This window comes from Cupriavidus sp. (genome assembly GCF_057315035.1).
Window position 1 is genome coordinate 249,032 of the sequence record NZ_DBHKYV010000003.1, and the last position, 20,258, is coordinate 269,289.

Here is a 20,258-nt window from a genome sequence, read left to right on the forward strand (position 1 = left end):
GAATCGTCCATCGCCCCCATGACCGACGCCTTGAACTCCGCCCGCGCGCAGATTGCCGCGCGCTTTGCCACGCTGGCACCCGCGCAGCGGGCCGCCTTCCTGGACAGTCTCCAGGAGAAAGGCGTGGCTTTTGCATCATTGCCCATTGTGCCGGCAGCACGTACGGCGGCTCTGCCGTTGTCATATGCGCAGCAACGACTCTGGTTCCTCCAGCAACTGGAACCGGGTAGCAGCGCCTACCATATGCCCGGTGCATTGCGACTCGACGGGCCGCTTGACATCGATGCATTGCGGCGGGCCTTCGATACGATTGCTGCCCGGCACGAGGTATTGCGTACGACCATTGCCATCGACGAGGATGGCAAGCCCTGGCAGACGATCCACCAGACGTTGCCGCCAGCCTTTACCGTGTCGGTGCCGCCCGACAACGCGGCGGGCAGCATTGACGATTGGGTAGGGCAGGAAGTCGCACGGCTATGCGGGGAGCCGTTCGACCTCGCGCAAGGACCGTTGTGGCGCGTGGCGCTGGTCCGGCTGGCCGAACAGGCGCATGTGATGGTGGTGGTGCTGCACCATATCGTGGCCGATGGCGCCTCGATACCGTTGATCGTGCGGGAACTGGCCGAGGCCTATGCGGGACATGACCCGCGCCCCGCGCCGGTAATCCAGTATGCCGACTATGCCGTCTGGCAGCGTAACTGGATGGAGGCCGGTGAGGCGCAGCGGCAGACCGCGTACTGGCGCCAGCGACTCGGCGACGAACAGGCCACGCAGGCTGCGCTGGATTTGCCGCTCGACCGGCCGCGGCAGGCGCGTCCTGACCTGTGCGGCGCGGAACAGGCGTTCGAACTGCCGGCAGCGGTCGTCACGCGGTTGCGCGAGCTGGCCCTGGGACATGGCGCTACGCTGAACATGGTGATGCTGGCTGCGTACGCAGTGCTGTTGTATCGCTATACGGGGCAGCCCGACATTCGTATCGGCGTGCCGGTTGCCAACCGGCAGCGTAGCGAGACCGAGCCGCTGATCGGCTGTTTCGTCAATACCCAGGTGACGCGCATCGAGCTGATGCCGCGTGAATCGTTCGCAGCATTGCTCGACCGTGTGCGCGATCAGGCAGCGGCTGACCACGAGCGGCAGGCGCTGCCGTTCGACTTGCTGGTGGAGGCACTGCAGCCGGAGCGCAGCCTGTCGCAGGCGCCGCTGTTCAGCGTCACGTTCGACCATCGCGTGGATGGTGCGAGTGCTCAGGTGGCACTCGCCGGGCTACATGTCACACCGTTCGAAATACCGGTGACGTCAGCCAAGTTCGAGCTGAGTCTGGCCACCTCCGAAATGCCTGACGGCAATGCCATCGTGCGCATTGCGTATGCCACCGCAGTATTCGATGCCGCGACGATCGCCCGCATGGGCCGCCACTATTGTCGTCTGCTATCTGTGGTCGCAAAATCCCCGGATACTACGGCCGCTCACGTATCGTTGCTTGACGATGACGAACGCGCGCAGCTGACCGCCTGGAGTCTCTCAGGCTACCAAACGCCACCATTCGAACCGGTTCACCTGTCCGTAGCGCGCCATGCGCGTCAATCGCCCGATGCCGTGGCAGTCGTCTTCGGGGACAGCCATGTCACCTACGGTGAACTGAATCGCGAGGCAAACCAGCTTGCGCATCGGCTGCTGGGGCTTGGTATTGGCGCGGAGGCGCGGGTCGGGGTGGCGCTGTCGCGTTCACCGCGCATGATTGCGACGTTGCTGGCCGTGTTGAAGGCAGGGGCAGCATTCGTGCCGCTCGATGCCAGCTATCCGGCGCAGCGCCTGCGCGACATGCAGGCCGATGCGCGGCTGAACCTGCTGCTGACCGAGCGCGCGTTGCGCGACGGCCTGCCGGTCATGGTGGATGTGCCGGTACTGTGCGTGGATGATGACGCTGACAGCTACGCCAGCGGCGATCCTGAGGTCACCATCCATGCGGAGCAACTGGCCTACGTGATCTACACGTCGGGCTCGACCGGCAAGCCCAAGGGCGTGGGCGTGGCGCACGGGCCGCTGGCCATGCATTGTGTGTCGACGGCTGAATGCTACGACATCACGCCGGCCAGCCGCGAGCTGCATTTCCTGTCGTTCAGCTTCGATGGGGCCCATGAACGCTGGATGGTGCCGCTCACCTCGGGTGCCAGCATCGTGTTGCGCGACGACGCGCTTTGGAGTGTGGAGCAAACCTACACCGCATTGCAGCGCCACGCCGTCACGCATGCGGGCTTTCCGCCGAAGTATCTGCATCAACTGGCCGCCTGGGGCGAGCAGGCTGGCAATCCACCGCCGCTGTGGCTTTACTCGTTCGGCGGTGAGGCCATGCCGCGTGCCGGCGTGGCCAACCTGGTTGCCGCGCTACGGCCGCAGCATGTGATCAACGGCTATGGTCCGACCGAAACGGTGGTGACGCCGCTGGTCTGGAAGGCACCCGCCGCTACGGCCGAAGCGCAGATTGCCGGGGCGTACGCACCGATCGGTCGCCCGGTTGGCGAGCGCAGCGCGCATGTGCTTGACGACAACCTCGAACCGGTGCCGGTGGGCGTGCCCGGTGAACTTCATCTTGGCGGCGCGGGTGTGGCGCGCGGATATCTGGGCCAGCCTGGCCTGACCGCCGATCGCTTTATCCCGGACCCGTTCGGCGCGCCGGGCGCACGCCTGTACCGTACCGGGGACCTCGTGCGCTGGCGGGCCGATGGCTGCATCGAGTACCTGGGGCGGCGTGACCATCAGGTCAAGATCCGCGGCTACCGTATCGAGCTTGGCGAAATCGAAGCCCATCTGCTGGCGCTTCCCGGCGTGCGGCAGGCAGCGGTGCTGCCGCACGATACGCCATCGGGGCAGCGGCTGGTGGCTTACGTGGGTGCCGACGACGCGCTCGATATCGACCGCGTACGTGCGGCGGTGGCCGACGCGCTGCCGGACTATATGGTGCCGTCGGCGTTCGTGTGCGTCGAACGCTTGCCGGTGACGCCAAACGGCAAGCTCGACCGGCGCGCGCTACCTGCGCCGCAGTGGAGTGCAAACACCGCCTACGTGGCGGCCGAAACCGCCGCACAACGTGTGCTGGCGGCAGTCTGGCAAGACGTGCTCGGGATCGCGCAGGTCGGCCTGCACGACAACTTCTTTACGCTGGGTGGCGACTCGATCCTGAGCCTGCAGATCGTGGCCCGTGCGCGGCAGCGCGGCTGGCGCCTGACCCCGCGCCAGGTATTCGAGCATCAGACCGTGGCGGCGCTGGCGGCGGTCGCGGTGGAGATCGTCGAGGACGCAGGTGACGATGCGCCGGCGGACGAGGACACGCCGTTCGGGCTGACACCGATCCAGGCTACGTTCTTCGCGCAGCCGATGCCGGATCGTAACCGTTTCAACCAGTCGGTGCTGCTACGTAGCAGCACGGCGGTCAATGTCGAAGCGCTGAGTACGGCGCTGGCTGACCTGCTCGTCCAGCATCCGGTGCTGCGCTACCGCTTTGCGCAAACGCCGCAGGGGTGGCGCCAGCACGCGCACGCCCACGGCGAAGTTCCATTGACCTGCGGGACGGCCGACGACGCCGCTGCCGTGACGGCAGCTTGCGATGCGGCGCAGGGCGAGCTGGACATCGTCAACGGTCCGTTGATGCGCGCCGTGCATCTTCGGGTGGCCGACGGCAGCGAACGTCTGTTCCTGGTATGCCATCACCTCGTGATCGATGGGGTGTCATGGCGCATCGTGCTTGAAGACCTGCAGCGCGCCTATGCGGCCCGTGCGGCAGGTGGCGCGCCGCAGTGGCCGCCCGCGGCGGCGCGCTATGGCTCATGGCAGCGCATCCTGGCGCGGCAGGGCGTGGCGGCATGCGCGGCGGAGGCTGACCACTGGCGCACCGCAACGGCGCTGGAAACGCGCCTGCCGGCGGACTTCGATATCGGCGATGCCGAGGCCGTCCAGTCCACGCAGCAGGTCGCCACGCTGGCGCTCGATACCGCTACCACGGCCAGGTTGCTCAAGTCGGCCCACGGTGTCTACCGCACCACGGTCAATGATCTGCTGCTGGCGGGATTCAGCCGGGCCTTGAGCGCGTTCGCGGGAGCGCGCGAGATTTGCATGCACCTGGAAGGGCATGGACGCGAAGCCGATGCGATCGGCAGCACACTGGACGTGAGTCGCACGGTGGGCTGGTTCACCAGTGTCGCGCCGGTCCGGCTGTGCGCCGATGCCGATCCTGGCAATCACATCGTCGGCGTCAAGGAGGCGCTGCGCACCATGCCACGGCACGGCATCGGATATGGCGTGCTGCGCCATGGTGGGGCCGATATTGCGCTCCCCGATTGCCAGCCGAGGATCCTGTTCAACTACCTGGGCCAGTTCGATGGCGCGACCACCGAAGGGCCGTGGCAAATGGCCGCCGAGGACACCGGTTCGGGCATCGATGCGCGCACGCCGCTACCGGCATGGCTGGTGTTCAACGGCAGCGTGCAGGCAGGGTGCCTGCGCTTCCGGTGCCAGTACAGCGGTGCGCGGTATCGCGCAACCACGATCGCTGCCTTGATGGATGCGATTGGCGCGGCGCTGCGCGAGGTGGTTGACCATTGCGAGGGTCGATCGAGCGGCAGGTTGACGCCATCGGATGTGCCGGCCAGCGCGCTGACGCAGGCACAGCTTGACACGCTGGCGTTCGAAGCCGACGACATCGACGATATCTGGCGGCCCACGCCGATGCAGCGCGGCATGATCCTGCATGGCAGGCGCCATCCGCTCTCTCCGGCCTACGCCGTACAGGTGGTGGCAACCATGGACGGGCTCGATGCGGAGCGCATGGTCAATGCCTGGCAGGCGGCGGTGACGCGTTATCCGATGTTGCGCGCGCGGGTAGCGTGGGTCGAGACCGGGGCGCGCCCCGAGCCGTTGCTGGTGGCGCCTCGCACGGCGACGCTGCCGGTGCACCGGCTTGACTGGCGTGACGAGCCAGGTCGCGAGGTGCCGGTGTCGGCGCCGGACGATGCCCGCTGGCAGGTGTTGTGCGACGCCGAGTTCCGGGCCGGATTCGCCATGCAGCAAGCACCGTTGATGCGGCTTACCCTGGCACGCGTGGGCGATGACACGTGGCGTTTCGCCTGGACCTGGCACCACCTGATGATGGACGGATGGAGCATGTCGCGCCTGCTCGGTGAAGTGCTGCGCGGCTACGATGGCGAAGTGCCCGGCGATGCCGCGGTGCCACCACGCACGCATGCCGGCTGGCTGCTACGGCAGGCCGACGCCAATCGTGATGCCGAGGCGATGTGGCGGGCGCGCCTGGCGCCATTTGCTACCGCACCGACACGACTCACGCGCACCACCGCGGCAGTTGCGCGCGGACAGGTGATGAAGGCCGTCGAGCGCGTGGTGGAAGCCCCGGCATTGCGCGCGCTTGCCGGCTTTGCCAACCGCGCGCAGGTGACGCTGAACACCTTGGTGCAGGCGGCGTGGGCGCTTACGCTACGCCGCCTGACCGGGCACGATACGCTGGCCTTCGGGGTGGTGGGATCGGGGCGTTCGGCCGATCTGCCCGAGATCGAGCGCGTAATCGGCCTGCTGGTCAGTACGTTGCCGCTGATCCAGACCGTTGATGCCGGCCAGTTGGTGGCCGACTGGTTGCGCGCGCTGCAGGCGGACAACCTGGCATTGCGCGAATTCGAGCATGCGCCACCGGCGTGGTTGCAGAGCTGGGCCATCGATGACAACGCCGCGCCGTTCGATTCGATGCTGATTTTCGAGAACTATCCGGTGGACAGCACGCTGCGGGAGACCGAGCGCGGCCGGCTGCGCTTCAGCGATGTCGACAACCGGGGACAGATGAGCTACCCGGTTACCGTGATCGTGATTCCGCGCGAGACGCTGACCGTGCGCGTCGAGTACGACACGGCCGCGCTGGACGACGCCACGGCCGCCGCTGCCGCCGGCTACTGCATGCAGGTGCTGGACGCCTTGCCGGCCGCCGATGAGCTGCAGGTGGGCACGTTGGCCGCGCGCGCCGCGGCGGCGGACGGGCCATACCTGACACGCGCCGCATGAACATGCTACTGGCGCAGTTGCCGCGGGCAATCGCCGCACAGGTCGAAGCCCGGCAGCCGATAGCGCAGGCAGCACATGCGCCGCAGCCACAGCGTGCTGGTGACGCCATCGCGCGTCACGCTGTGGGCGCGCATTGGCGCATGCAATGGATTGGCGCTGCCGTCCGCACGGATGCGCGTGTCCATCAGCCATGCGGCATCGGCTTCAAGCGTGGCGCGCGTCGCGGGCATGCCCGGTTGCAGCAGCGCTGGCGCATGGCGGAAGACTTCGGCCGTCACCGCGCCGGCGTTGGCCCACAGCAATCGTGCCGAGACGCCGCTGACCCGGCTCAAGGTCTCGATCAGCGGACGGAGATGGTGTTCGAGCAGGCCGCCGAAGCGCGCGCTGGCGCTGGCGTGGCGTTGCGTCTCGCCCGGATGCGGCACCTGCAATTGGGTGGGGATGCCGTGCTGGTCAACCACGCATATCGCGCGGTCGAGCGGCAGCGCGTGGTGTCGCAGTGCCGCCGCAGCCAGCGGCGCGGGCAGCAGGGCAGAGAAATAGTGCCGTGCCCAGACCGATGCCACCACGCGGCGGTCCGTGCCTTCGTAGTGCTGCGCCATGGCGCGCAGCGCGGCATCGAGTGCCGTGTCGATGACGGGCGTAGCAAGTCCGGCAACCGGCAGATGCGTAGTGCCTTGCGCAATGGGCCCCGCCAGCACCACGGCTTCGCCGTAGCTGCGCAGCGGGCCCGGAAAAAGATCGACCAGTAAGGAAATCACAGAAGAAGGAAAGGGCTCTGGGCGCATCTGGCGCGGCCAGACAACACTTTGAGACATTTGTCGCTTATGGATTGCAAATGATAATGATTCGCATGTATATTCGCAATTTCCTTGATTGCAGACATTGTGAGCAAAGGCTCGGCGATGGCGTTTCTGTGACTTTCAGCAGAAATGTCAACACCGGGCTGGCATGCCGTTGGCGAAAGGAGGGCCAATGACGCAGCATTCGCCCGATTTCACCATCGCCATTAGCCCCCGTGCGCACCGCGACCCGGTGCCGCTGTCGTTTGCGCAGCAACGACTGTGGTTCCTGCAACGCTATGCGCCGCGCAGCGTGGCCTACAACCTGGTCCGCGCATTCCGGCTGCGAGGCGCACTGTCGGTTCCGGCATTGGAGCGTGCACTGCAAGCGTTGGCGACGCGGCACGCGGTGCTGCGCACGCGCTTTGTCGAGCAGGCAGGCGAGCCCGTGCAACGCATCGATGCCGCCATGCCATCGCTGACGAAGGTCAGCGTGGCCGATGACCACCACGCCGTGCAGGCCTTGCTGCAGCAAGAGGCGGCGCGTGTATTCGACCTCTCCAGCGCGCCCCCCGTGCAGTTCACGGTCGCTTGCATTGCGGATGACGTGCACGTGCTGGTCATGGCCATGCACCATATCGTCTCGGACGGCTGGTCGAACGCAATCCTCGCGCGCGACCTGGCCCTGGCCTACGAAGCAGCACTGAACGAGGCACCGCCAGCATGGCCCGAGTTGCCGATCGAGTATGCCGACTACGCGTGCTGGCAACGCGAGCGCTTGCAAGGCACCGCGCTCGATGGCGCCATGGAGGCCGCCGCGGCGCGCATCGGCAATGCCGTCCCGGCGCTGGAACTGCCGCTCGATTTCGCGCGACCTGCAACGCCTGCCGGCAAGGGCGCCCGTATCCGCTGGACCCTGGCATCTCAAACGGTTGAAGCGCTGCGCGCCTATTGCGCCAGCAGCCCGGCCGGCCGGCTTACGCCATTCGCCGTGCTGCTCGCGGCGTGGCAGGCGCTGCTGGCCCGCTACAGCGGCCAGCAGGACTTTGCCGTGGGCGTGCCCAATGCGGCCCGCACGCACGAGGAACTCGACGACCTGATCGGCTGCTTTATCAATACGCAGATCTATCGCGCGCGGCTGGCGCCGGCAATGAATACCCATGCGCTATGCGCGCAGATCCGCGACGACGCGCGCGCCGCACTAAACCAGGCCGACCTGCCTTTTGAACTGCTGCTGGACCGGATTGCCCCGGTGCGCGACCCCAGCCGGACGCCGGTGTTCCAGGCCATGTTCAACCTGCAGATGGGCGATGTCGCGGCGTTGTCGTTTGCGGGCCTGAGCGTTACGGCGCTGGCCGTGCCCGATGACAGCGCCAAGTTCGATATCACGCTGGACCTGCAGGCCGGCAGCGCCGGGGTGCGCGCCACACTTGAATACGATGCGGCGCTGTTCGCGCCGGCCACGATCGAACGCATGGCACGTCACTACGACGCTTTGCTGGCGGCGATGCTGGCCACCCCTGACGTTGCGCTCGATGCGTTGCCGATGCTCGATACCGCCGAACGGCAGGAGATCGTGCTACAGGGCAACCAGACCGCCATGCCATTGCACGCCGGTGATGACGTCGTTCGGCAGTTTGGCGCCTCGGTTGCCACGCATGCCGCGCGTATTGCCGTCACTGGGCGCGCCGGCCGCAACGAGGTTGCCCTCGGCTATGGGGCGCTCGATGCGGAATCCAATCGCATCGCCAACTGGTTGCACGGGCGCGGCATCGGCCCTGAATGCCTGGTGGGCGTGTGCCTGCCGCGTACGCCGGAACTGGTGGCCGTGCTGCTTGGCATCCTGAAGGCTGGCGCGGCGTACTTGCCGATCGACGCCAGCCATCCGCCGCAGCGCAACGCCCATATCCTGGCACATGCGCAGCCCGGCGTGATCCTGGCCACCACGCAGGAACGCGCCGCGCTCGGCGATGCAGCATCGGTGATCCTGCTTGAAGGACCGACCCGCCCCTGGCATGACGCTTCAGAAGCGTACGCATTGTCGGACCCGCATCCGGAGCAACTGGCCTATACGCTGTACACGTCGGGTTCCACCGGGACGCCCAAGGGCGTGCAGATCTCGCGCGGGGCGTTCGCCAACTTCCTGCTGGCGATGAGCGCGGTGGCGCCGTTGCAACCTGACGACCGGCTACTGGCCATCACCACGTTGGGTTTCGATATCGCGGGTCTGGAACTGTTCCTGCCGCTGGTATCGGGCGCCCATGTGGTGCTCGCTAGCCAGGACGAGGCGCGCGATCCGGCCCAGCTCGCGCAGTTGATGACGCGGCACGCGATCAGCGTCATGCAGGCCACGCCGGCAACCTGGCAGATGCTGCTGTCGCACGACACACCGGCATGGACCGGCCTGCGCGTGCTCTGCGGCGGTGAGGCGCTTGGCCGCGAACTGGCCAATGGCCTGCGGGCCAGGGGTGCGCAGGTGCTCAACGTCTATGGTCCCACCGAAACCACGGTGTGGTCGGCGGCCTGCCGGCTTGGCGATGGACCGCTGGCAACTGCCGTGGCGCCGGTCGGTGTGCCGATCGCCAACAACCAGCTGTATGTGCTCGACGCCCGCATGGAACCGGTGCCCCCGGGTGTGGCAGGCGAGCTCTATATCGGTGGCGCGGGCCTGGCGCGCGGCTACGCGGCAGACCCGGCACGCACCGCCGCGGCCTTCGTGCCAAATCCATTCGTGGCCAGCGGACCCGGTGCGCAAGCGGGTAGCCAGCTCTACCGTACCGGCGACATGGCGCGCAAGCGTGCCGATGGCGTGGTCGAATTCCTCGGCCGTCGTGACCATCAGGTCAAGGTACGCGGCTTCCGCGTGGAACTGGGCGAGGTGGAGGCGGCGCTGGCGGCATGCCAGGGCGTGCGTCATGCCGCCTGCACGGTACGGCGCGACAACGATGGCATGGGCCAGCTCTACGGCTACTACGTAGCCGATACGGATTCGCCGCTCGACGTGGCCGTGATGGTGCCCGCAATGGTGGCTGCCATGCGCCAGCGCGTGCCGGGCTACATGGTGCCCTCGCGCTTCATGCAACTTGACAGCCTGCCGCTGAACGCCAATGGCAAGGTCGACCGCATGGCCTTGCCCGAACCTGCGGCGGCGCCACGCACGGTCGCGCCACTGCGGACCACCACCGAGCACGAGCTCGCCGCGCTGTGGAGCGCTTTGCTGAACGTGCCGGAACTCGGTGCCGATGACGACTTCTTTGCACATGGTGGCCATTCACTGCTGCTGGTGCGTTTGCAGGCGCGCATCCGCGACACGCTGCATTGCGAACTGGCATTGCCCACGCTGTTCGGCGCGCCGGTGCTACGCGACATGGCCGCCGCCATCGACAGTACTGGCCGGCGCGACGCGCAGGCCGATGTCGATTTCATGAACGCGTTGCTGGAGACGCTATGAACCTGTTCCTGTCATTGCGCCGCCGTTTTGGCGGTTTGCTGGTCCTGGCGCTGCTGGCCGGTACCTGTAGCGCGCTGGCCGGCATCGCGCTGGTGGCCGAGATCAATCGCATGATTGGTAGCACCACGCCGCTCGACGCCACGCGCATCGCCACGCTGGCGGGTTTGCTGGCGTTGCTGTTCGGCTGCGCGTTCGGCTCGCAGGCGTTGTTGACCGCCTTGGGTCATCGGGTGGTCTACGACCTGCGCATGAGCATGCTCAAGCGCGTGCTCGATACCGATGTCGAGCGTCTCGAACGCATTGGTGGCCCCAAGGTCTATGCCACGCTGACCAAGGACATCGCGTCGATCGGCATGGCGTTCAACCGCGTGCCATTCGTGTTCTACAACGGGGTGCTGGTGGCGGGCGGGCTGCTGTACCTGGGCTGGCTGTCGTGGCAACTGTTCCTGCTCAGTGCCGTACTGCTCGGCGGCGGCGTGTTGCTGGCGCAGCGCTGGGTCATGCGCATGCGAGGGCTGATGAAGGCTGTGCGCGATACCGACGATCGCCTGTATGCGGGCTATCAGGGGGCCATTGACGGCCGCTACGAACTGGCGCTCAACGCATGGCGCAAGCAGAGCTTCTATCAGCGTGATTTCGAACCGGCCGCCGAATATGCGCGCGCACACGAAGTACGCGCCGACCGCTACTGGGTGCTGAGCCTGTCGTTCACGGCCATGCTGATCCTGGGGTTGGCTTGCGGCATGTTCGTTGCCGGCGACGCACTGGGCATTCCGCGCGAACGCATTACCGCCTTTGTGCTGGTGCTGATGTTCCTGCGCATGCCGCTGAACGACCTGGTCGGCACGCTGCCGATCCTGATGACCGGCAATGTGGCACTGCGCAAGATCGACTCGCTGCAACTCGCGCCATTCGAGCCGGGTTTCGCGCTGGATGCCCCACCGGTTCGTGCGGCAACGGATCACACCGCTCCATTGATCGAACTCGAAGACGTGCGCTACGACTACCCCGGTGAAGAGGGCGAGCGCGGCTTCCGGCTCGGGCCGGTATCGCTGTCGTTGAAACCAGGGGAAACGGTCTTTATCGTCGGCGGCAACGGCAGCGGAAAATCCACGCTGATGAAGCTGCTGGCGGGGCTGTACCGGCCCACCAGCGGCACGGTGCGGCTGGCGGGCGAGGCGGTAGGGGAGGCTGGACGTGCTGCCTATCGCAGCCAGTTCGCCACGGTGTTCTCGAACGCCCACCTGTTTGCGCGCCTGGTAGGACCGGATGGCCAGTTCGATGCAGCCGTGGCCAACGCGTTCCTGAAGCGCCTGCATATGGACCATAAGGTCGCCATCCGCGATGACCTGCTGTCGACCACGCAGTTGTCGCAGGGACAGCGCAAGCGGCTGGCGCTGCTGGCTGCCTATGTCGAAGCGCGGCCGGTACTGCTGCTCGACGAATGGGCCGCGGACCAGGACCCGCTGTTCCGGGCCTATTTCTATGAATCGTTGCTGCCGGAACTCAAGCGCAGCGGCAAGACCATCATCGCCGTCAGTCATGACGACCGCTACTTCCATGTGGCGGATCGCGTGATCCGCTGCGACAGCGGCGTGATCGTCGCCCATGAAGCGTCCGATCGGGGGACCGACAGCGCTGCCGATAGCGCGGTCCGCGCCGTACCCGACATCGCCACCGAACGCCATGCCGCGGCCTGAGGCCGCGCCTACCAGACAGGGAGACTTCCACATGCAGACCAATGCCGCGACATTCATGACGCACGCCATGTCCGCCTCGCCGTGGACCACGCAGGGCAGCACACCGCTGCGCACCGGCTGGACCGGTGCCGGCCAACTCCAGGTGCACGACGCCGACCGCGTGCTCCAGACCTGGCGCGTAACTGCCGGCGACAATCCGGGCCTGGCCCTGACGCATGCCGATGCCGCCACCGATGGCCCGCTGCGCCGCGCAGCCACGTTCGCTGCGTGCGAGGCGGCGCTGGCGCGCCATCCGCAAGCGGTGCATATCGCGCTCGACGTGCCGGAGACCATCGCCGTGCCAATGCTGCGTGAAGGCAGTGCGGTACGCCAGTCATCGGGAGCGTTGATATCGCCGGTGGACCAGCTCTGGCAGATCCCGGCGTTGTGGCACACCGGCCCGTCCAATCGGGACTTTCCGCTGCAATACGCAATGACCCAGGGCAAGCGCCATCCGTTGCGCGCGCCCAAGCCTTCGGGCCAGGTCTATGCCCGGCATATCCCGTGGCTGGACCAGGTGTTCTCGCTGCGCGTGGCCGATATGGACCTGGACCTCGAACGGTTCCATGGCTGGATGAACGATCCGCGTGTGGCGGCGTTCTGGGAAGAAGCGGGCGAGTTGAGCAAGCATCGTGACTATCTGCAGGCGCAACTCGACGATCCGCACACGATCCCGCTGATCGGCAGTATCGATGGCCAGCCGTTTGCCTATTTCGAGGTGTACTGGGCACGCGAGAACCGCATCGGCCCGTACTACGACGCCGACGATTTCGACCGTGGCTGGCATGTGCTGATCGGTGACGCAAGCATTCGTGGCAAGGCCTATATCAGTGCGTGGCTGCCGTCGCTGATGCATTACATCTTCCTGGACGACTCGCGCACGCAGCGCATCGTGGGCGAGCCGCGCATCGACCACGTGCAGCAGATCCGCAACCTGGACCGTTCCGGCTTTGCCAAGGTCAAGGCATTCGATTTTCCGCACAAGCGCGCGATGCTCGTGATGCTGCTGCGCGAACGCTATTTCGATGAACGCCTGTGGGTGCCGCAACCCGATGCCGCGGAAACCGCCGTTCCCGCCAAGGCGCTGGCTGCCTGAAACCGAACAGAACGAGGAGTCATCATCATGCTTCAGTCCACTTCACCGTTCTCCACGCCCCATGGCGGGAGCCATCTTCCGGTCTTCGACCTGCTGGGCATCGGCTTTGGACCGTCAAATCTTGCACTGGCCGTCGCATTGCGCGAGATGCTGCCGGAGGACAGCGCATTCCGTTTCGGCTTCCTTGAGAAGAAGCCAGGCTTCGTCTGGCACGGCAACATGCTGCTCGACAACAGCCGCATGCAGATCTCGTTCCTGAAGGACCTGGTCACGATGCGCAACCCGGCCAGCCGCTACACCTTCATCAACTATCTGCACGCGCGCCAGCGGCTGCAGGACTTTATCAACACCAAGACGTTCTTCCCGAGCCGCCACGAGTTCAACGACTACCTGTCGTGGGTGGCGGCGGACTTTGCCGATGCCTGCCACTACGGCGAGGAAGTGGTGTCGATCACGCCCGAGGCGGGACAGGGCGAACCCGGTGCCGACATTCTGCGCGTGGTATCGCGCATGTCCGACGGCGCGGTGGTGGAACGGCGTGCGCGCAATGTGGTGGTCAGCGTGGGCGGCGTACCCAATGTGCCGCGGCCGTTTGAAGCCTGGCAAGGCAACGCGCGTGTGTTCCACTCGTCGAACTATCTTGGCTCGCTGGCGCAACTGCACGACGTGCGGCGCGTGGCGGTGATCGGGTCGGGACAGAGTGCGGCCGAGATCTTCCTTGACCTGCACGGACGGGACAGCACGGTGGCCGTGGACCTGATCTCACGCGCGCCGGCGCTGAAGCCCGCCGACGACAGTCCGTTCGTGAACGAGATTTTCAATCCCGGCTACACCGACTACCACTTCAGCCGCGATGCCGCCGAGCGCGAAGCACTGTTGCGCAGCTTTGGCAACACCAACTACGCGGTAGTCGATACCGACCTGATCGAGACGATCTACGACGTGCTCTACCAGCAGAAGGTGACTGGCGTGGCACGGCACCGTCTGCTGGCCGGTTGCGAGGCACGCCACGCAGAGGCCGATGCCGACGGCGTGCGGGTCGACATCGTACGTAACGAGGACGGTTCGCACGAGCTGCAGCGCTATGACGCGGTGATCCTGGCCACCGGCTATCGGCGCGAGCTGCACCAGGCGCTGCTGAAGCCGCTGGCGCCATTCCTCGATGCCGACACCGGATTCGAGGCCGATCGCGAGTACCGGCTCAAGACCACGCCGGCATGCGGCGCGGGCGTGTTCCTGCAGGGCTGCTGCGAAGCCACGCATGGCTTGTCGGACACGCTGCTGTCAGTGCTGGCGATCCGCGCGCAGGAGATTGCCAGTGCCGTGATCGCGCATGGGTCCGCGCATGGGTCCGCGCATGACGCAGGGGACATCGCAAACGCACAGGCAACGCGCCGCACGCAGGCGGTGCGTTGGGAAGGGCAGTTGGCTCGCGCGGGATCGCACTGAGCCACGGGCGCCGGTGGCGACGGACCGGGAAGGGAGCGTCCCGGCGGCCACCGGTTTTCATTTCGAGCATCGACCATTGATTTCACATTTCACAACAGAAGGGGAGCAACCGAGCAATGCCACATACCAACAGACGCGCGACCGCACGCGCGCCAGGAGCGGGTAACCGAGCGGGCCAGCCACGCGTGATCGCCATGCGCTGGATTCCGGCCGCGGCCAGCCTGCTGTTCACCACCACGGCATTCGGCCAGCAGGCCGATGCCACGACGGCCGCGACGACAGCCGCAGCGCCGGCGTCCGAGCATCATCTGCCAGCCGTGACCGTCAGCGGTGGGAAGGAAAATCGCATCAATCCGCCCACCACCGCCGGCAGCAAGGTGCCGATGACCGCGCGCGAGGTGCCGCAATCGGTGACCGTGGTGAACGCCGAGCGTATCCAGGACCAGAAGCTCAATACGCTCGAAGATGCGATGAACCAGGCCACGGGCGTGTTCGTCGAGAAGCGCGACCAGGAACGGAGCATCTTCTATTCGCGCGGGCTGGAAATCGATACGTTCCTGCTCGATGGCGTGCCGACCAAGTACGACTGGCGCAATACGGTACAGCCGGATATGGCGCAGTTCGAACGCGTGGAAGTGCTCAAGGGACCGTCCGGACTGCTGTCGGGCGCCGGCAAGACCGGTGGCGCGATCAACCTGGTGCGCAAGCGCCCGACGCGCGACTACCAGCTTTCCGGTTCGTTCTCGGTGGGCTCGTGGGACAACTATCGCGCCGAGATCGATGCCAGCGGTCCGCTCAATGCCGACGGCACGCTGCGCGGCCGCGCGGTAGGTGTGTTCCAGGACAAGAATTCGTTTATCGACAAGGCCAATATGCGTACCGGCATGCTGTATGGCGTGCTCGAGTACGACATCACGCCGAATACCACGGCCACCGTGGGCGCCAGCTACCAGGATGCGGAAGGACGCCAGCCGTGGACGCTGCCGGCAGTCTATAACCCGGTGACCCGCCAGGCCAGCCTGCTCGATGTACGTCGCTCCACGTTCCTGGGCGCCGACTGGAACCGCGACCACTTCTACACCACGAGCGCATTTGCCGAACTGGAACACCGGCTCGACAACGGCTGGTCGGTCAAGGGCGCGTTCCGCTATATCAACAATCGCTTCCATCGCGAACAGGCCTACGCCTATACGCCGGTCATCGCGGGTACCAACACCACCACGCTCTATGCAGCAGGTAACGCGTACGAGCAGGAGCAATACAGCGTCGACGTCTACGCCAACGGTCCGTTCTCGTTGCTCGGGCGCAAGCACAAGGCACTGGTCGGCTTCAACTACTCGAACTCGGACCGCAATGACCCGCAGTATCGCGCCACCGCGTTCACGCAGGTGGTGGATGTGTACAACCCGCGCAGTGATTTCACCAAGCCGGTGTTCGCATTCAACGGCTCGGGCCGCGATACGCGTACCAAGCAGTTCGGGTTCTATGGCGATGTGCGCCTGTCGGTGGCCGATCCGCTCACTGTGGTGCTCGGTGGCCGCATCAACTGGTGGGACATCAATTTCCGCCAGTACACAAGCTCTACCAGTGTGTCCCAGGGCGACGACTACAACGCCAAGTTCACGCCGTTTGCAGGGCTGATCTTCGATCTGACCGAGCATTGGTCGGCCTACGCGAGCTACGCCGAGATCTACCAGCCGCAGGACGAGTTCTTCACGGCCAGCGGCACGTTGGTGGATCCGCTCAAGGGCAAGCAGTACGAGATCGGCCTCAAGGGCGAATTCTTCGAAGGTGCGCTGAATACGTCGATGGCGTTGTTCCAGGTACGCGAGCAGGGCAGGGCGACGGTGGACTACGTCAATACCACCGACGTGTCGAACCCAGTCTATGCGGCACAGGGCAAGACCAAGAGCCAGGGTGTGGAACTCGAGGTAACCGGCCGCGTGATGCCGAACTGGGACGTCTACGCGGGCTATACCTACAACAACACGCAGGACTTGCAGGACCGTACGGGCCAGGTCAATACGCCGTTCTCGGCAGTGGCACCGAAGCACCTGTTCAAGCTGTGGACGCGTTACCGCCTGCCGGGCGAGTTCAACAAGTGGCGCATCGGTGCCGGTACCACGGTGGTCAGCTCAGGTTCCACCACCACGCTGTTCCCGCAGCCGTTCGGCGCGATCACGCTGAACCGTCCGGGCTATGCTACCGTTGATGCCTTGATCGGATACGACTTCAACAAGCATTTCTCCGCGGACTTCAATATGACCAACCTGTTTGACCGCCGCTACTACGTGCGGACCAACAACATCCGGGAAGGGAATATCTGGGGCACGCCGCGTGCATTCATGCTGACCTTCCGCGCGCGGATGTAAGTCGTGCCACGCCAGTTCATCATGACATGCAGGGTCCTGGCGGCCCTGCTGGGCAGCTATGCGTTCGTCTGGGGCATTGCCGCGGGCGGCGCCGTGGTGGGCTGGCGGCTTGGCCTCGTGCGTAGCGAGGCCGTGCTGTGGAGCGTGCTGCTGGCACTGTTGCTGTATCCGCTGATGGCGCTATGGGCCATGGTCACCACCCGCCTGTGGCATGTCTGGTCGGTCATGCTGGCCGGTGCCGCGCTTGGCGTGGCGTTGTCCCGCTGGCTGGCGGAGGTGGCGCCATGAGCCAGTTGCGCCAGGCCATGACGTGGGCCCATACCTGGATCGGCGTGATCCTGGGCGGGGTGCTGATGGTGGCGTTCTTCATGGGGTCGATCGCGGTCTTCGACCGGGAGATCGATCGCTGGATGATGCCGGCCACGCGTCTGCCTGCCGTAGCGCCGCAGACCGACCAGGTCGGCGTGGCGGTGCAGGCCGTCGACAAGTTGGCGGCCGGAAGACCGGTGCGGGAGTGGGCCGTCACGCTGGCCGAACCGCGCACGCCGGTCATGATCGTACGTGTGCGCACCGAGAACGGCGGCGCTACCCGGCTCGTCGATCCGCGCACCGGCGCCATGCTCGATGATCAGGGCACACTTGGTGCGTCATCGTTCTTCTACCCGCTGCACTACAACCTGCACCTGCGCGTCTGGAACATCGGCTACTACATGGTTGGCCTCGCGGCCATGGCCATGCTTGCGGCGATTGTGTCGGGCGTGATCATCCATGTGCGGATCTTCAAGGACTTCTTTACGTTCCGGCCGCGCAAGCAACTCAAGCGCAGCCTGCTGGACCTGCACAACCTGACCGGGGTGCTGGCGCTGCCGTTCCATGCGGTGATCTCGTTTTCCGGGGTGGCCATTGTCTACATGATCGTGTTGCCGGCAGGGATCGGTGCGCTTTACCGCCAACCGGCCGTGTTCTATGACCAGGCCTTGTCGGGCTATTCGCGTGCGCGTGCCGATGTGGCCGCACCGATGGCACCGCTCGCGCCCATGCTGGCCACGGCGCGCGCCCGTTGGGGCGGGGCGGAACCGGCCAGCATTCGCGTCTGGCATCCGGGCGATGCCAATGCCGTGGTCAAGGTTGCGCGCTCAGTGCAGGATCGGGTCAGCCTGGCCGACGATGCGGTCTATTTCAATGGCGCCACCGGTGCGCTGCTGCGGCACGATCCGCTGCAACCCGCCGCGGCCACGCAGCGCTTCCTTACCGGCATGCATTTCGTCGCGTTCGATCACTGGCCTTTGCGCTGGCTGTATTTCCTTGGTGGCCTGGCCGGTTGCGTGCTGATTGCCACCGGGCAACTGTTCTGGCTCGACAAACGGCACGCGCGGCATGGCGAGCGCGGCGTGCGGCTGGCTGCCGCCGTGACGGCGGCCATGACCACCGGGCTCGTGATGGCCACGCTGGCGATGCTGGTGGCCAACCGCGTACTGCCGATGCACGTGCCATCGCGCGAACTGGTGGAGGCGGGAATATTCCTGCTGGTGTGGCTCGGCAGCGCCGTGCATGCGCGCGTGGCCATGCGGCGCGGCAGCCGTACGCTGGTGCCATGGCGTAGCCATTGCATTGTCATTGCCTTGCTGGCCCTGGCGGCACCGATCTTGAATGGCATCACCACCGGCGACTGGCTGCCGTTGGCGCTTGTGCGTCAACAGTTTGCGGTGGCGGGCGTGGACCTCGGCTTGCTGCTGACGGGCGCGATGGCGTGGTTGGCCGCGCGGCGGCTCGCGCCTTCGCGTCAGCCAGCCACGGCAGTACGGACCAAGCTGGCGGCCGCCATCGAGGAGACCGACCATGCGTGACGCCATCCTGCTGGCCTTGGCCGCGTGCAGTGCCTATCTGTCGTTTGCATTGTTCGCCTGTGCGTCGGAGCGGCATTGGAACACGCTGGCGGCGCGTCACGACGATATCGGAAGCGGGCAACGCAAGCGCTTGCGTATTGCCGCATGGGGATTGGTGGCAGTCAGTGGCGGCTTGGCATTGTGGCGCGACGCGCCTGCCTTCGGCTCGATTGTCTGGGCGATGCTGGCAATGGCCGCCGCCGTTGCGGTAGCGATGACCCTGACGTGGCGGCCCGCGTGGTTGAAGACGCTGTTGCGGCCCTGCATCGCGCTGCTGCGCATCTGAAGGGCCGCATTCTACTGATACCGGGTCACGTCAGAACTTGTGGCGGATGCCCATGGTCGCGCCGAACTGGTTGGCGCCGTTCTGCACGAATGCGCTGTCGGTCGGGCTGTTGGTATTGAAGCCGTTCACACTCAGGTTCGAGTTGTTCTTGTTCTTCACGTACGACAGTGACAGGTAGACATCGGTACGCTTAGAGAACGCATAGTCGGCGGTGGCCACGAAGTCCCACGGATCGGCGCCCGAGTTGCGGAAGTCCTGATAGTAGGCAGCGCCCACCAGCGAGAACGCCGGCGTGAACTGGTAGCCGAGGCCGGCCCAGTACAGGTTCGATCCACCGTTGGCACCCTGGGCACCCGGCAGCGTGGCACCGTCGTAGGCCCTGGCCCAGCGGTAACCGCCATACACCTTGGCAGCACCGAACGAATAGGAACCGGCCACCGAGGCGCGGCGCGTCATCTGGGCGCTGGCATCGCCGGTATTGTTGGCCTGGTCATACACCGCGCCGAGCGACAACCCTCCCGTGGCATAGCTGGCCAGCGCGCTGAATTCGCGGCCGTTATGGTAGTTGCCGGGCACTTCATTGCCGTTGTTGGTGAAGCTGTACAGCCCCGACACAGTCAGGCCACCGAATGTGCCGATGTACTTGGCGCTGTTGTCGGCGCGCGAACCAAATTCCGGTGCGGTCGACGTAATGCCGTAGCGCGTGGAAATCGCCATCGGATCATAGAGCAGGCCGAAGTCGAAGAACGGCGTGGTGTGCCGGCCCAGCGTAAACGTGCCGTAGGGGCTCTGCAGGCCCACGTAGGCATTACGTCCGAACAGCCGGCCGCCCTGGCCCGAGGTGCCGGTATCGAAGTTCACGCCGCTTTCCAGCACGAACACGCTTTTCAGGCCACCCCCGAGATCTTCCACGCCACGCAGGCCCCAGCGCGACCCCGACTGGTTGCCCGAAGTCACGCGAAACGCATTGCCACCGCCCGTACCGGCGGCGGTTGGTGCCGACTTGCTCGTGTATTCGATGCCGGCGTCTGCCACGCCATAGAGCGTCACGCTCGATTGCGCGCTGGCGGCGGTGCTCGCCAGCGCAGCCAATGCCGCGGCATACCATTTCAGCTTCATATTGTTCTCCTCCTTGTT

Annotated in this window: 11 protein-coding genes; 9 read left to right on the top strand and 2 right to left on the bottom strand. The window is 65.8% G+C overall.

All coding sequences use genetic code 11. From position 1 onward, the window contains the following. Nucleotides 1-18: 18 nt before the first annotated feature. Nucleotides 19-6,060, top strand: a complete 6,042-nt coding sequence (locus ACO550_RS07590) for a non-ribosomal peptide synthetase (RefSeq protein WP_315591460.1) — start codon at nt 19-21, stop codon at nt 6,058-6,060. A 5-nt stretch (nt 6,061-6,065) separates the two neighbouring features. On the opposite strand, the gene fhuF is transcribed toward ACO550_RS07590, so the two are convergent. Then, nucleotides 6,066-6,821 carry a siderophore-iron reductase FhuF gene (gene fhuF / locus ACO550_RS07595; protein WP_315591459.1) on the bottom strand — a complete coding sequence of 252 codons (756 nt, stop codon included), beginning with the start codon at nt 6,819-6,821 and terminating at the stop codon, nt 6,066-6,068. A 214-nt stretch (nt 6,822-7,035) separates the two neighbouring features. Between fhuF and ACO550_RS07600 the strand changes: the two genes are divergently transcribed. The 8 genes from ACO550_RS07600 to ACO550_RS07635 all read left to right on the top strand — a co-directional run bounded on the left by ACO550_RS07600 (nt 7,036) and on the right by ACO550_RS07635 (nt 19,121). Beyond that, entirely contained in the window at nt 7,036-10,293 is a 3,258-nt protein-coding gene (locus ACO550_RS07600) for an amino acid adenylation domain-containing protein (protein ID WP_315591458.1), read from the top strand. Further along, the gene (locus ACO550_RS07605; protein WP_315591457.1) at nt 10,290-11,993 is read left to right on the top strand and encodes a cyclic peptide export ABC transporter; all 1,704 of its coding nucleotides are present in this window, start codon (nt 10,290-10,292) and stop codon (nt 11,991-11,993) included. Before ACO550_RS07600 ends, ACO550_RS07605 begins: the two co-directional genes overlap by 4 nt. A gap of 31 nt (nt 11,994-12,024) precedes the next feature. After that, the gene (locus ACO550_RS07610; protein WP_315591456.1) at nt 12,025-13,128 is read left to right on the top strand and encodes a GNAT family N-acetyltransferase; all 1,104 of its coding nucleotides are present in this window, start codon (nt 12,025-12,027) and stop codon (nt 13,126-13,128) included. Nucleotides 13,129-13,155: 27 nt separating this feature from the next. Beyond that, nucleotides 13,156-14,577 carry a SidA/IucD/PvdA family monooxygenase gene (locus tag ACO550_RS07615; RefSeq protein ID WP_315591455.1) on the top strand — a complete coding sequence of 474 codons (1,422 nt, stop codon included), beginning with the start codon at nt 13,156-13,158 and terminating at the stop codon, nt 14,575-14,577. A gap of 116 nt (nt 14,578-14,693) precedes the next feature. Then, a complete protein-coding gene (locus tag ACO550_RS07620; RefSeq protein WP_315591454.1) occupies nt 14,694-16,949 on the top strand; it encodes a TonB-dependent siderophore receptor in 2,256 nt (751 codons plus the stop codon). A gap of 21 nt (nt 16,950-16,970) precedes the next feature. After that, a complete protein-coding gene (locus tag ACO550_RS07625) occupies nt 16,971-17,237 on the top strand; it encodes an iron uptake protein (protein WP_315591453.1) in 267 nt (88 codons plus the stop codon). Beyond that, nucleotides 17,234-18,796 carry a PepSY domain-containing protein gene (locus ACO550_RS07630; protein ID WP_315591452.1) on the top strand — a complete coding sequence of 521 codons (1,563 nt, stop codon included), beginning with the start codon at nt 17,234-17,236 and terminating at the stop codon, nt 18,794-18,796. The genes ACO550_RS07625 and ACO550_RS07630 overlap by 4 nt, the downstream gene beginning before the upstream one ends. Further along, nucleotides 18,789-19,121 (top strand): DUF3325 domain-containing protein, encoded by a 333-nt coding sequence (locus tag ACO550_RS07635; RefSeq protein WP_315591451.1) that lies wholly within the window; start codon nt 18,789-18,791, stop codon nt 19,119-19,121. Before ACO550_RS07630 ends, ACO550_RS07635 begins: the two co-directional genes overlap by 8 nt. Nucleotides 19,122-19,151: 30 nt before the next feature. Here ACO550_RS07635 and ACO550_RS07640 read toward each other — a convergent pair whose 3' ends face one another. Then, nucleotides 19,152-20,240 carry a porin gene (locus ACO550_RS07640; protein WP_315591663.1) on the bottom strand — a complete coding sequence of 363 codons (1,089 nt, stop codon included), beginning with the start codon at nt 20,238-20,240 and terminating at the stop codon, nt 19,152-19,154. Between the last annotated feature and the right edge of the window lie 18 nt (nt 20,241-20,258).